At 68.7% G+C, this 12,145-nt stretch carries 11 protein-coding genes and 3 pseudogenes; 4 read left to right on the top strand and 10 right to left on the bottom strand.

Translation table 11 applies throughout. The annotated features are described in order from the left end of the window. Positions 1-98 precede the first annotated feature (98 nt). The 3 genes from ACWGJB_RS48480 to ACWGJB_RS48470 form a co-directional block, all read right to left on the bottom strand. Positions 99-1,166 carry an alkene reductase gene (locus ACWGJB_RS48480; RefSeq protein WP_453386422.1) on the bottom strand — a complete coding sequence of 356 codons (1,068 nt, stop codon included), beginning with the start codon at positions 1,164-1,166 and terminating at the stop codon, positions 99-101. Between the two features lie 506 nt (positions 1,167-1,672). Next, positions 1,673-3,562: a propionyl-CoA synthetase gene (locus ACWGJB_RS48475; protein ID WP_453386421.1), complete on the bottom strand. Its 1,890-nt coding sequence runs from the start codon at positions 3,560-3,562 to the stop codon at positions 1,673-1,675. Between the two features lie 180 nt (positions 3,563-3,742). Further along, a complete protein-coding gene (locus tag ACWGJB_RS48470) occupies positions 3,743-4,654 on the bottom strand; it encodes an alpha/beta hydrolase fold domain-containing protein (protein ID WP_453386420.1) in 912 nt (303 codons plus the stop codon). 247 nt (positions 4,655-4,901) lie between these two features. Here ACWGJB_RS48470 and ACWGJB_RS48465 point away from each other — a divergent pair. Next, positions 4,902-5,950 (top strand): IS630 family transposase gene (locus ACWGJB_RS48465; RefSeq protein ID WP_453386419.1). Its coding sequence is split into 2 segments (ribosomal slippage): positions 4,902-5,355 and positions 5,355-5,950, totalling 1,050 coding nucleotides; the frame shifts between segments, so codons are not numbered across the junction. Here ACWGJB_RS48465 and ACWGJB_RS48460 read toward each other — a convergent pair. Then, positions 5,877-6,220 (bottom strand): annotated as a pseudogene (locus tag ACWGJB_RS48460) (MFS transporter); the annotation flags it as partial. The gene ACWGJB_RS48465 and the pseudogene ACWGJB_RS48460 overlap by 74 nt on opposite strands. Positions 6,221-6,347: 127 nt before the next feature. Continuing rightward, the gene (locus ACWGJB_RS48455; RefSeq protein WP_453386418.1) at positions 6,348-7,046 is read right to left on the bottom strand and encodes an SDR family oxidoreductase; all 699 of its coding nucleotides are present in this window, start codon (positions 7,044-7,046) and stop codon (positions 6,348-6,350) included. A gap of 360 nt (positions 7,047-7,406) precedes the next feature. On the opposite strand from ACWGJB_RS48455, the gene ACWGJB_RS48450 reads away from it, so the two are divergent. Beyond that, the gene (locus ACWGJB_RS48450; RefSeq protein WP_453386417.1) at positions 7,407-7,622 is read left to right on the top strand and encodes a hypothetical protein; all 216 of its coding nucleotides are present in this window, start codon (positions 7,407-7,409) and stop codon (positions 7,620-7,622) included. A gap of 93 nt (positions 7,623-7,715) precedes the next feature. Here ACWGJB_RS48450 and ACWGJB_RS48445 read toward each other — a convergent pair whose 3' ends face one another. From ACWGJB_RS48445 to ACWGJB_RS48425, 5 genes and pseudogenes are all read right to left on the bottom strand, one after another. Continuing rightward, on the bottom strand, positions 7,716-8,306 hold the full coding sequence (locus ACWGJB_RS48445; RefSeq protein ID WP_453386416.1) for a TetR/AcrR family transcriptional regulator: 591 nt from the start codon (positions 8,304-8,306) through the stop codon (positions 7,716-7,718). A gap of 52 nt (positions 8,307-8,358) precedes the next feature. Next, a complete protein-coding gene (locus ACWGJB_RS48440) occupies positions 8,359-9,441 on the bottom strand; it encodes an SMP-30/gluconolactonase/LRE family protein (protein ID WP_453386415.1) in 1,083 nt (360 codons plus the stop codon). A gap of 135 nt (positions 9,442-9,576) precedes the next feature. Beyond that, positions 9,577-10,392: an oxidoreductase gene (locus ACWGJB_RS48435; protein WP_453386414.1), complete on the bottom strand. Its 816-nt coding sequence runs from the start codon at positions 10,390-10,392 to the stop codon at positions 9,577-9,579. Between the two features lie 83 nt (positions 10,393-10,475). Continuing rightward, on the bottom strand, positions 10,476-11,051 hold the full coding sequence (locus ACWGJB_RS48430) for a hypothetical protein (RefSeq protein WP_453386413.1): 576 nt from the start codon (positions 11,049-11,051) through the stop codon (positions 10,476-10,478). Between the two features lie 29 nt (positions 11,052-11,080). Continuing rightward, positions 11,081-11,247 (bottom strand): annotated as a pseudogene (locus tag ACWGJB_RS48425) (transposase); the annotation flags it as partial. Here ACWGJB_RS48425 and ACWGJB_RS48420 point away from each other — a divergent pair. Next, on the top strand, positions 11,219-11,488 hold the full coding sequence (locus tag ACWGJB_RS48420) for an ABATE domain-containing protein (RefSeq protein WP_453386423.1): 270 nt from the start codon (positions 11,219-11,221) through the stop codon (positions 11,486-11,488). The pseudogene ACWGJB_RS48425 and the gene ACWGJB_RS48420 overlap by 29 nt on opposite strands. A gap of 377 nt (positions 11,489-11,865) precedes the next feature. Next, positions 11,866-12,078: pseudogene (locus ACWGJB_RS48415) on the top strand (hypothetical protein); the annotation flags it as partial. Positions 12,079-12,145: the final 67 nt, after the last annotated feature.

Below are 12,145 nucleotides of genomic sequence, written 5' to 3'. Positions count from 1 at the left end.
CAGGTGGCGGCCCGTATCTCCTCGGGTCGCCACCGACGTGCGCCGCAGGCGTATTGAGGCGCCCGAGGTCGGTGATCCCTCGGGCGCCGGGCCCTTCGTCAGGCGGCGTAGGTGGGGTAGTCGGTGTAGCCGGCCGCGCCACCGCCGTAGAAGGTGGCGGGGTCAGGGGTGTTCAGCGGGGCGTCGGCACGTACGCGCTCGACCAGGTCGGGGTTGGCGAGTGCCATCGAGCCAACGGTGATGACGTCGGCCAGGCCGTTCTCGATGTCCTTGGCGCGGGTGGCTATGTCCGTGCCGGCGCGGTTGAGGATCAGTGTGGTCGGCCAGAGCTTGCGGAGGGTGTGCAAAAGTTCGTCGTCGCCGCCGTGGCCGATGTGCAGGTAGGCGAGGTTGAGGGGGGCGAGGGCGCGCAGGAGGTGCGGGTAGAGCTCGTGAGGGTCGCTCTCTGTGAGGTCGTTGAGCTGGAAGGGGTTGCCGGGAGAGATCCGGATGCCGGTGCGGTCGGCGCCGATCTCGTCGGCCACGGCCGTGGCGACCTCCACCGCGAAACGGATGCGGTTGTCGAGGGAGCCGCCGTACTGGTCGGTGCGCTGGTTGGCGCTGGGGAAGAGGAACTGGTTGACCAGGTAGCCGTTGGCCCCGTGGATCTCGACGCCGTCGGCGCCGGCCGAGATGGCGGCCGCGGCGGCGCGCCGGAAGTCGTCGACCGTCGCGGCGACCTCCTCGGTGGACAGCTCGCGCGGCACCGGCATCTCCTGGGGCCCGGAGGCGGTGAACGTGAGGCCGGTCGGCTTGATCGCGGAGGGAGCCACCGGCTGACGGTGGTGGGGGGTGTTGTCGGGGTGGGAGATCCGCCCGGCGTGCATCAGCTGGATGACGATGCGCCCGTCGGCCTTGTGTACGGCGTCGGTTACCTTCCGCCAGCCTGCGATGTGCTCCACCGTGTAGATGCCCGGGGTCACCGGGTAGCCCTGGCCGTCGGCGGAGGGCTGGGTGCCCTCGGTGATGATGAGCGCGTGCGAGGCGCGCTGGGCGTAGTACTCGGCATTCAGCGCGGTCGGCACCCCTTCCGGGGTGGCCCGGCTGCGGGTCAGGGGGGCCATGGCCAGCCGGTGCGGCAGAGAGATCTCTCCGACGACGGTCGGGTTCCACAGGGCGTTGAGCATGGGTGGTTCCTCAGGTTATGGGTGGCGGACAGCCACGGATGGGGCGGTCACCGGGTGGGCGTGGTCGGCCGGGTGGAGACCCTGTGCCTTCCTGTCTCTGAGCCCGATGACGCGCCCGTCATGAGCGGTGTCGGCCAGCACATCATCGACACCATCATTGAATTATGATCGTAAGTCTATTGGATGCGGCTGGCAGGTTCAAGCGCGATCCCTGGGCGAGCCGAGGAGTCTGTGGCGCGTCGACGCTGTCGGTCGGGTCGGCGTAGGGCGCTTCGGGCTGTCGAAAGAACGCGGGGGTCGGTGCGACCGGTGGGGCCCCGACACGTCCCTGGCGGTCCGGGCCGGGCAGTGACAGGTCACCGTCCACCGATCGTGGTGGCGATCAAGGGCGGCGACCGACCCGAAGTCGAAGCTGCCGTGGTCCGCCCACCCGGGCCGGGCGGCCTGGCCCCTGCGTTCCGTGGACGCGCCACCTCGCCACCGTCGGCCAGGCCGTCAGCCGGCGTTCACGGGGTGCGGTCTGCGCGGCGGAGAACAGGGCGCAGGGCCTCGATGACGCTGGGGTCGTCCACGGTGGAGGGGATGGGTTCGTCGTGGCCGTCGGCGATGCCGCGCATCGTCTTGCGCAGGATCTTTCCCGAGCGGGTCTTTGGCAGTGCGGCGACGACCGCGACGTCCTTGAGGGAGGCGACGGCGCCGATGCGTTCGCGTACGAGCTGGACGAGTTCGGCCTCGACCTCGCTCGCTTCGCGGCTGATGCCGGCTTTCAGAACGACGAGACCGCGCGGGACCTGTCCCTTCAGGGCGTCGGTGACGCCGATGACGGCGCATTCGGCGACGTCGGGGTGGGTGGCCAGGGCCTCTTCCATGCTGCCGGTGGACAGCCGGTGCCCGGCGACGTTGATGACGTCGTCGGTGCGGCCCATGACGAAGACGTAGCCGTCGTCGTCGATGTGGCCGTTGTCGCCGGTGAGGTAGTAGCCGGCGTAGGCGGAGAGGTAGGAGGCGACGTAGCGGTCGTCGTCGTTCCAGAGAGTGGGGAGAGCGCCGGGCGGCAGGGGAAGCCTCACGACGATCGCACCGTCGACGCCTTCGGGCGCCGGCTCGCCCGAAGGGTCGAGGACGCGGACGTCCCAGCCCGGCAGCGGGCGGGTGGGGGAGCCGGGCTTGATGGGAGCGGCCTCGATGCCCACGGGGTTGGCGACAATGGGCCAGCCGGTCTCGGTCTGCCACCAGTGGTCGATCACCGGGACGTCCAGCAGGGCACTCGCCCAGTGGTAGGTCTTCGGGTCGAGGCGCTCGCCGGCGAGGAAGAGGTAGCGCAGGCCGGAGAGGTCGTAACCGGCGCTGAGGGCGCCCTTGGGGTCCTCCTTGCGGATGGCGCGGAAGGCGGTGGGGGCCGTGAACATGGTCTTGACGCCGTACTCGGCGACGACACGCCAGAACTGGCCCGCGTCCGGGGTGCCGACCGGCTTGCCCTCGTACAGGACCGTCGTGGCACCGACCAGCAGGGGCGCGTAGACGATGTACGAGTGCCCGACGACCCAGCCGACGTCGGAGCCGGTGAACATGGTCTCGCCCGGGCCCACGTCGTAGACAGCCCCCATCGACCAGTGCAGGGCCACCGCGTAGCCGCCGCAGTCACGCACGACTCCCTTGGGCTTTCCGGTCGTTCCGGACGTGTAGAGGATGTACAGGGGATCGGTGGCGGCGATCGGCACGCAGTCGGCCGGCGGTGCGGCGGCGACGAGGTCGGCCCAGTCGAGATCGTCGGGCCCCAACTCGGCCCGCTCCTGCGGGCGTTGAAGGATCATGCTCTTTTCCGGCTTGTGGACCGCGAGTTCGATTGCCCGGTCGAGCAACGGCTTGTACGCGATGACACGCTTTCCCTCGATGCCGCAGGAGGCGGAGACGACCACCTTGGGGGCGGCGTCGTCGATGCGGACCGCGAGTTCGTGCGGGGCGAACCCGCCGAAGACGACCGAGTGGACCGCGCCGATGCGCGCACAGGCCAGCATCGCGACGGTGGCCTCGGGGACCATCGGCATGTAGATCACCACCCGGTCGCCGCGTCCCACGCCGAGCTGCGCGAGCGCTCCGGCGAAGGCCGCCACCTCGTTCCTCAGCTGTGTGTAGGTGTAGGTGCGGAGGGTGTCGGTCACGGGGGAGTCGTAGATTAGCGCGGGCTGTTCGCCGCGGCCGGCCTCGACGTGCCGGTCGAGCGCGTTGAAACAGACGTTGAGCCGCCCGTCGGGAAACCAGCGATAGAAGGGTGCGCCCGAGGAGTCCAGGGCGCGTCGCGGAGTGACATCCCAGTCGATGCCCTCTGCCGCCTTCAGCCAGAAACTTTCCGGGTCTTCGGTGCTGGAGCGGAAGACATCCTCGTACATTCCCATCGCGCACTCCTTCGTGGCATCGAGGGACCGGGGTGTGGCGGCGTACAGAACGGTGTCGGACACGCATACCGCATGTCGGCCGACATGGTCGAGGATGCCGGAGACCGGCGGCCCGGTCACCGGCATCGCGGTGGTGTGGCGGGCCCGGCAAGCGGACCCCGCCGTCAGTTCAGGTTCTGTTCAGGCGCCGAGGTGCTTGCGGAGCCACTGACCCATCTGCTGGATCGCCTGATCCACCTCGGGCACACGCCCCGCGCCCAGGACGAAGGAATGCTGCCCCTCGGGCATCGGGTGGACCTGGGAGGTGACCTTGAAGTCCGAGAGTCGGCGGCCGAGCTCGGCGCCGTCGTCGGCGAGGGTCTCGTACTCGCCGTAGTGGACGACCGTGGGCGGCAGGCCGGTCAGATCGGCGTGCACGAGGCTGACCTGCGGGTCGGCGAAGTCCACGGCGGGGTCCTGCAGCCAGGCTCCGCGGAAGAGCTCGAGCGTGGCCCTGCTGAGCATCTTGTCGTTGTCTTCGTTCTCGTCGACCGACGCGTTCTGGATGGTGAGGTCGGTCCACGGCGAGACGCTGACGATCGCGCCCGGGGTCGCCTCGCCCTTCGCGAGCAGACGCAGCGGCAGCAGTACCGCGAGCGTGCCGCCGATCGAATGGCCCGTGCTGCCGATGTTCTGCGGCTTATAGCCCTGCGAGAGCAGCCACCGGTAGGCCGTCTCGGCGTCGTCGAGCTGTGCCGGGTAGGGGTGTTCGGGCGCCAGGCGGAAGTCCACGACCAGCGAGCGGGCGCCGGCCGCCTTCGCGATGTGACCGGCGGCCTTGCGGTCCGAGTGCATCGATGCGGTGACGGATCCGCCGAAATGGAAGTGGAGCAGCGCCCGGTCGGGGTCGGCGCCCTCGGGGATCGCCCACAGGGCGGGGACGCCGCCCGCGTCGACCTCGGCGTAGGTGACGCCTTCCGGCTCGGTCGACGCCTTGTGGTTCGAGTCGACGATGTCGCGGATCACGGCCAGGTCGAGGCCCGGCGTCGACGTCTTCGCGCTCACGCTCTCGAGGAACTGCGCGAACTGCTGTGCTTCTGGACTTCCTGCCATGGTGACGCTCCTTCACGGGTTGCTGTCACGCCCACTTCTCGCGTGCAGCCAGATGTGCCAGTCATGACGCTACTTGCTGAGTATAGGAAAGTAAACTCAGATGCGATTAGGGTCGCTCGCATGGATGCGTGGACCGAAGCTCTTCAAGATGCCGGCATGGGCCTCCGCCTCGAGCGGGACATGTCTACTGATCTCTTCGGGGTGTTGTCGGGGTGACGTGTGCTGATCCCTGCGGTAGGCCGGTGGTATGCGGTACGCGCAGGGTGGTGGATTGACCGCGGAGCGGCGGCGATTGCGTGAGCGGATCCAGTGCGAGGCGGCCGAGCGGTTCGCCCGCAGTGAGAAGACCGCGGTGATCGCGAAGGATCTGCGGGTGAGTGAGCGGTCGGTGGAACGCTGGCGGCGGGCCTGGCGGGCCTGGCGGGAGGGCGGGATGGAGGCCCTCGCCTCCAGGGAACCGCCGAAACTTCCCAAGCTGTCCGACGGCCAGTTCGCCGAGCTGGAGAAGGAGTTGGCGCTCGGTCCCGCCAAGTGCGGCTGGGACGACCAGCGCTGGACCCTGGCCCGGATCAGAGCGCTGATCGCATGGAAGTTCCAGGTCGACTGCTCGATGGCGGCGGTGTGGCGGCTGCTGCACCGGCACGGCTGGTCCTGGCAGTGTCCCGCCCGCCGGGCGGTGGAGCGCGATGAGCACGCGGTCTAGTTGTGGAAGAAGGATGTGTGGCCGCAGGCGGAATGACTGTGGCGGCGCTGGGGGCATTCATCGTCTTCGAGGACGAGGCCGGGTTTGCGATGACCCCGCCGCGGGCCCGCACCTGGGGCTGGCGTGGGCAGACGCCCGTGGTGCGGGTGCGCGGCCGGTCCTGGCGCCGCTGGTCGATCGCCGCGATGTGCTGCTACCGGCCGGGCGAGTCCGCCCGGCTGATCTACCGGCCACGCCAACACCGCAAGTACCGCGGCCAAGGACGCAACAGCTTCGCCTGGACCGACTACCGCGACCTGGTCGTCCGCGCTCACATCCAGCTCGGCGCCCCTATCGTCTTGATCTGGGACAACCTCAACACCCACCGGGCCGCCGGGATGCGCGAGTATGCCCACGAACACGACTGGCTCACCATCGTCCAATTGCCCTCCTATGCACCGGACTTGAATCCGGTGGAGGGCATCTGGTCACTGTTACGGCGCGGCCCGCTTGCCAACACCGCCTTCACCGACGACGACCACCTCGAACGCACCCTCCGCCGAGGACTGCGCCACACCCAGCAAAGAGTGCGGCCCCGGCCGAGGCGGAGGTGAAGATCGCGAGCCCGATGGCGAACAGTCTTCCGCGGCCGAAGCGGTCGCCGAGGGAGGATCCGAACATGAGCAGCACCGCGAAGGTGAGGGTGCAGGCACTCGCCGTCCATTCGAGGTCTTCGAGACCGCCGCCGAGATCCTCGCGGATGGAGGGGAGGGCGGTGGTGATGATCAGGTTGTCGAGCGCGGTGATGAGTCCGGCCACGCTGGTGATGAGCACGGCCATACGGCGGTGCCGCGCTTGGCCGGTTGCCGGCGGTGCTGGTGCATGCCTTCCCCTTTGGCAGACGTGATTAATGGTCGATCAGTGGATGTGGAGGCCGGCGCGCGACAGCGCGGCGTGAGGTACCGGGCCCCGGTGCCCGGGACCCGGCGCGGTTTCCTTGGCGGCCGACCCTCAGGGGAGCTGCGGGTACAGGGCTGCGACGCCTCCGGCCAGTGCGGCCTGCGCCTGGCGGGAGGCGTTGTCCGCGAGGATCTCGTAGGCGTCGGCGGCGATGCCGTCGACGGCGAGCCGGGCGATGTCGGCCGGGTCCGACTTGGCCCCGTCGACGCCCCGGGCCATGTCGGTGTCCATGTAGCCGACGTGCAGTCCCGCCACTCGGATGCCCTGGTCAGCGAGCTGCACGCGCAGGGCGTTGGTGAGTGACCATTCAGCGGACTTGGCGGCGCAGTAGGCGCCGATCTCCGGGAAGCTGACCCAGGACAGTCCGGACAGGACGTTCAGGATGGCCCCGCCGCCGTTGGCCGCGATCTGGGGCGCGAAGCTCCGGACCACCGAGAGGGTGCCGAAGTAGTGGGTGTCCATCTCCAGCCGGATGTCGTCCAGGCCGGCGGAGAGCAGGTCGGCGCCGGTGGAGGACCCCGCGTTGTTGATGAGGACGGTCACATCGCCGGCGGCCTCGGCGGCGGCCGCGACGGAGGCGGGGTCGGTGATGTCCAGTGCGATCGGCTTGGCGCCGGGCAGGTCGACCTGGTCGGGGTTGCGGGCGCCGGCGTAGACCGTGGCGCCGCGGCCGAGCAGTTCGGCGGCGAGGGCCCGGCCGAAGCCCCGGTTGGCTCCGGTGACAAGGACAGTGCTGGTGGAGAGGTCCATGGAGAGTTCCTGGTGAAGTGAGAAGGGCGTGCGGATCGGATTGGTCGCACCGATGGTGTTGCGGATCGGCCGTAGAGCAGGCGGCGGGCTGGAAGGAAGATCAGGGTGCTGGTGACGCGGCCTGTCCATGAGAGCCGTTGGCCGAGTGGTCGGCAGTGAGGACTCACGGGCCATTAAAGTATGATCATAATTCTATGAGAGCGGATCGGCGATTGCAAGCGCTCTGCGCGGGGAGGGGTGTGGTGACGCCCTGGGGGAAGGGGCGCAAGCAGGCACCGAGGCAGCGGCTCACCGGCCCGTCGACCGTTGCTGGGCCCCGTCGACTGCGTCGCCGGGCCACCGCAGAGTGTGGTGCTGTCCGTGACGTCGACCCGGACGGTCCGCCCTTGGGCGGCGTGGAACCGGACGCCGAAAGTCGAGCGGGCGCTCGCGCACCACTGGCCTCGGGAGCGCGCGCACCTGCACATCTATCTGAACTCCGCCTACAACATCGCGAAGTTCCGTCGGCTGGGTTACTCGGAGGAGGAGATCGCCGGTGGCAGCGACCGCATTATTGGCGATGACGGATATCAGTAGTTGCGGAATGGCACCTCTGGCCAGACCAGTCAGACGCCGAAGGCTCGGCGGCGCGCCTCCTTCAAAGCAGTGAGTCGATACGCGGACGGCGTCTCAGTTGTGCTGCTCGGCATCCAACAGTGCGAGGGCGTTGCGGATGCCCTGTTCGAGGAGTTCGTCGGCGAGCTGCCGGTCGGTCAGGGCACGGGAGAGCTGCAGCGTCCCGGCCAACATGCCGAGGAGGCTGAGTGACTTCAGACGCGCCGACGGTGGATCGTGGGGTGCCAGGCGGGCGGCGAAGCCGTCGATGAGGACCAGAGCGCCGTCGGTGTACGCCTGCCTGGTGGGATCCGTGGAGCGTACGATCTCGTCGAGCAGGGCGGCGTTGGGGCAGCCGTCCTCGATGCTGTCGCGCTGCTCGGTGGAGAAGTACCAGCGCACGATCTGCTCGAGTCCGGCACGGCCGGGCGCCGCCTGTGCGACGATGCTCGCGTGCTGTGTGCGCATCTGGTCGGCGACCGCAGTGGCGACGAGTTCGTCCTTGGACGCGAAGTAGGCGTAGAAGGTGCCGTTGGTCAGCCCCGCGTCCTTCATGAGCGTGGAAATCCCCGAGCCGTCGATGCCGTCGCGCTTGAACCGACGACCGGCCGTCTCGACGATCCGCTGCCTTGTCTCCTGCTTGTGTTCTCTCGCGTAGCGCACCATGCGTTCCTCCATCGCAGCCGGGGCTTGTGCTCCGGCTACCGCCCTGGTCAGGTCAGTGTGCCGCGTTGGCGAGGAGAGCAGCGAAGTTGATCCTCGCGGTCTGCAGTTTCGGGTCGTGGGGCTCGGGGACCCCGCCGTCGGTGATGTACAGCCGGTCGCCGCGGACCGCGGTCGCGGAGGGCGAGGCGAGACCGTCCACGCTGGTCAGGACGGGCTTGTAGGTGCCGTTCGGGTAGATCACCACGACCCTGTCCGGACCGTTCTGCGAGGAGGAGCCGTTCTGCGCCGCGAACACCACATCGGACCGGGGGGTCAGGAAGCTGAGATCGTCGATGTTGGGCAGGCCGCTCGCGACAAGGCGGATGGGACCGGCCGCGCCGGTGCCGGTGACCGGTACCCGCAGCAGTGTTCCCTTGTTGAAGTTGCTGACCCACAGAGTGTCGTTGTGGAACCTGAGCCCGTTGGCACCGATCGGCAGGGCTTCGGTCGGCACCGGCGCGAGAGCGGCATCGGTCAGCCACGGGGTCACCGATCCGCCCGAGAGCGGAACGGACCAGATGATGCCCTTCAGGCTGTCCGCGATGTAGAGGGTGCGTCCGGCCGGGTCGATGGCCAGCCCGTTGGGGCCCGTGTCGGCGGGCAGAGCGGCGATGCGCTGGGGGGTGCCGTCCGGAAGCAGTTTGTACACGCCGTTCCTGGCCGCGTTGCCCGGGGCCCACAAGCTGTAGTAGACGGTGCCGTCACTGCCACGGGTGTTGCCGCTGATCGCCTCACCCACCTGCCCGGTGACGAGCACCGTGCGGGCTCCGGACGGGGAGATACGCATCAGCTCCGGCCCATGGGTGCGCTGGCACACCGCGCAACTGCCGAGCATGGACAGGGTCATTGAGCCGTCGGGGTTGGCGGTGATGTTCTCGGGGATCTCGCCGGCGGCGAAGTCGAACTTCGCCGCGGTCTGTACGTCGGTGACAACGGATCCGCGGTCCGGGTGTCCCGTGCCTGCGGACGCGGACGGCGCCGACCCCAGGACGGCCGCCGCGGCGGTGACCGCCAGCGCGATCCCGACGTTCTTCTTCAGGAAACGCCTTGCGCTCGATGCACTGCGCTGGGCCGTTTGCTGGCTGTGCTGCTGCATGACTCTCCTTGGTGAATCAACGAGTGACTGATCAATGGGCTTTCGGAGACACCGGAGACATCGGGGAGATCAGGAATATCGGGTACACCGGGGACATTCGGGCGGAATCGGCACCCTTGAAGCCGGACCGGGATGTCAGGCGGGCATGCGGTTGTTCTTGCGGATCTGCTTGTCGAACGCTCCGGCGGGGACGAGGCGGCGCGCCGTGGTGACGCGTGAGGCCAGCGGGCCGGCGGTGTAGCGCAGCTTCGGCTTCCTGTCGGTGGCCGCGGTGACGATCACTTTGGCGACGACGGCGGGGTCGTCGCCGTCCTTCATCGCCTCCGCGATCACCTCGTCGAAGACGCGCCGTCGCTCCGCGTACAGAGGCAGCGGGGTGTCGGGCTGCGCGGCGTTGGTGTCGAAGCTGGTCTTGGTATAGGCGGGCTGGACGAGGAGGACCCGGACGCCGTGCTCGCGGACCTCGTGGTCCAGCGACTCGGAGTAGCCCTCGATGGCGTGCTTTGACGCTACGTAGAGGGCCATGAAGGGCTGGGGGGCGACCCCGAGGACGGACGAGATGTTGATGACGCGTCCGCCACCCTGGGCGCGCATGTGCGGTAGGACGGCCTTCGTCATACGGATGACACCGAGGACGTTGATGTTCAGGACGCTCTGGGCCTGGGTGACGGAGTTCTCCTCGACAGCGCCCGCCGAGCCGATGCCCGCGTTGTTGACCAGGACGTCGATGCGCCCGAACCGGTCGATCACCTCTCCGACCGCGTCGGTGGCCGAGTCGTCACTGGCCACGTCGAGATCGAGGTACGTCACACCGGCGGGCGGGGTGAGTCCGGAGGTCTTGCGGCCGGTTCCGATCACCTCGAAACCCGCCGCGACGAAGGCGCGGGCCGTCTCCTTGCCGATCCCCGATGAGGCACCTGTCACGAGCGCCACCGGCCGAGTTGTCGCCATCACGAACTCCCTTGGTTTTGAATTACGTCCGTATGTCTTACGTTCGTACGACCATATGGTGGTCGTCGGTCGATGGCAAGTGGTCACGTCCGGCGATCCGAGAAAGATCCGGGAAACGTGGGGTGCGGTACGGGAAAGAGCCAGCACCTGCTGTGTGGCTCAGTGAATTCTGGGGTGGGGCGGTCGTGGAGTTCTGCGGCGTATCGGGCCCAGTTGCCTCCGGTCTGGGTCCAGGCGGTGGCGGTCTCGGGGCTGAGCCCGAGCAGTTCTGTGAGGACCGCTGCTGGCAGTTGGGTGGAGAGCCCCATCAGGGCAGAGGTCCGGCCTGGACGGGAGTAGATACCCAGCCGCTTGAGACGGGTTCCCAGGTGGTAGCTGCTGAGGGGCTGGCCTGCGAAGGCGCCGGGGAACAGCCAGGGCGAGTCGGACGAGGTGCCGATCGTCGTGTGTCCGCGTTGCCGAGCGAGGAGCTTCCGGGCGAGTCTGTTCAGAGGATCTGGCAGCAGCAAGTGCGTGGTGCCCAGCAGCAGGGACGTCTGGGGCCCTTTGATGATCACTGCCGTGATCGGCAGATGGGAGGCCACGGTGAGGTGTTGGGCGTAGAGCAGAACGAGAAGCCCGGCGAATCGGTCCTCGATGGCGATGTCTTCGTCGTGCATGAGGCGGCGAGTGATCGCCCGGCGTTCGTCTTCGTCCGTCGGCCGGGCATGGCAACCTCGGGCGGGATGATCGTCTTGGCCCGGCGGTCGTTGTCCGAGGCCCATTCCTCGGGCAGGAACAGCCGCCATTGCAGCGGGCACGGGCGGTCTCACTCGCCGCGTGAACACTGACGGCGACCTGGCAGTTCGCGCATTTTAGTCAAGCGGAGACTCGCCGGAATCCGGGCGACCTGGACCTCTGGCTTCAGCAGGCCGGCCTGCTCGCACCGGGCACCCCGGACCCAGCCGCTGCCGCCGTCCTGGCGTCGGGCCGACGACTGCGTCAGACGGTCGACCGAGCCGTACTCGCGGCCGCCGACGGCCGGCTACCCGCATCCAGCGATGTCGCAATGCTCAACCGAGCAGCAGCGGAGGCCCCCGGCCCGCCCTGCAAATAGCCATCACGAACGGACGCCTGGAGCTGGCACCACGAGAGTCGCCACCAACGCCGCAGCCGCGCCGGCACTGATCGCCCAGGACGCAGTCGCTGCACGGAATCAGCCCACGCCGGCACGGCAAGGGCTTCACCCGCCGCGACCCGGAAGCCACCCTCGCCCTGGATGGTGCAACGCGACTTCACCGCGCCCGCACCGGACCGGCTGTGGGGCACCGACCTCACGATGATTCCCACCGGCGAGGGCTCGCTGTGGCTCTCGGCCAGCCGTGACGCCCTCTCGCGGCTCCCTGCTCCGGGAGATGCCCCCCCAGCGCTGGCGGAGTTGGCGACCGTCACCGCAACGGCAGCGCTGTGTCTGCCCGCACCCCGTGCAGGAACGCGGTCCTTCTCGACGCCTTCGTCGTCCGCATGACCATCGTCCCCGCCGTGCCCACCCTGCTCGGACACCGTGCCTGGTGGCTGCCGAAGTGGCTCGACAAGGCACTTCCCAACGTGGACGTGGAAGGCGAACAGCTGACCAAGCATCTGAACGAATCACCCCAGGACCTGGGCCAGGGCCCGGACGAGAAGCACGAGTTGACGCGCCTCTGAGTCCCCGACACTCCGGGCCGCGCTTGAGCGGCGCACGGCCCCGGACCGCGCCGGCCTGTGGGAAGGG

Source organism: Streptomyces sp. NPDC054813 (assembly GCF_053611365.1).
The sequence above is the reverse complement of the archived record's forward strand: the minus strand, read 5'-3'. Positions and strand labels throughout refer to the sequence as shown.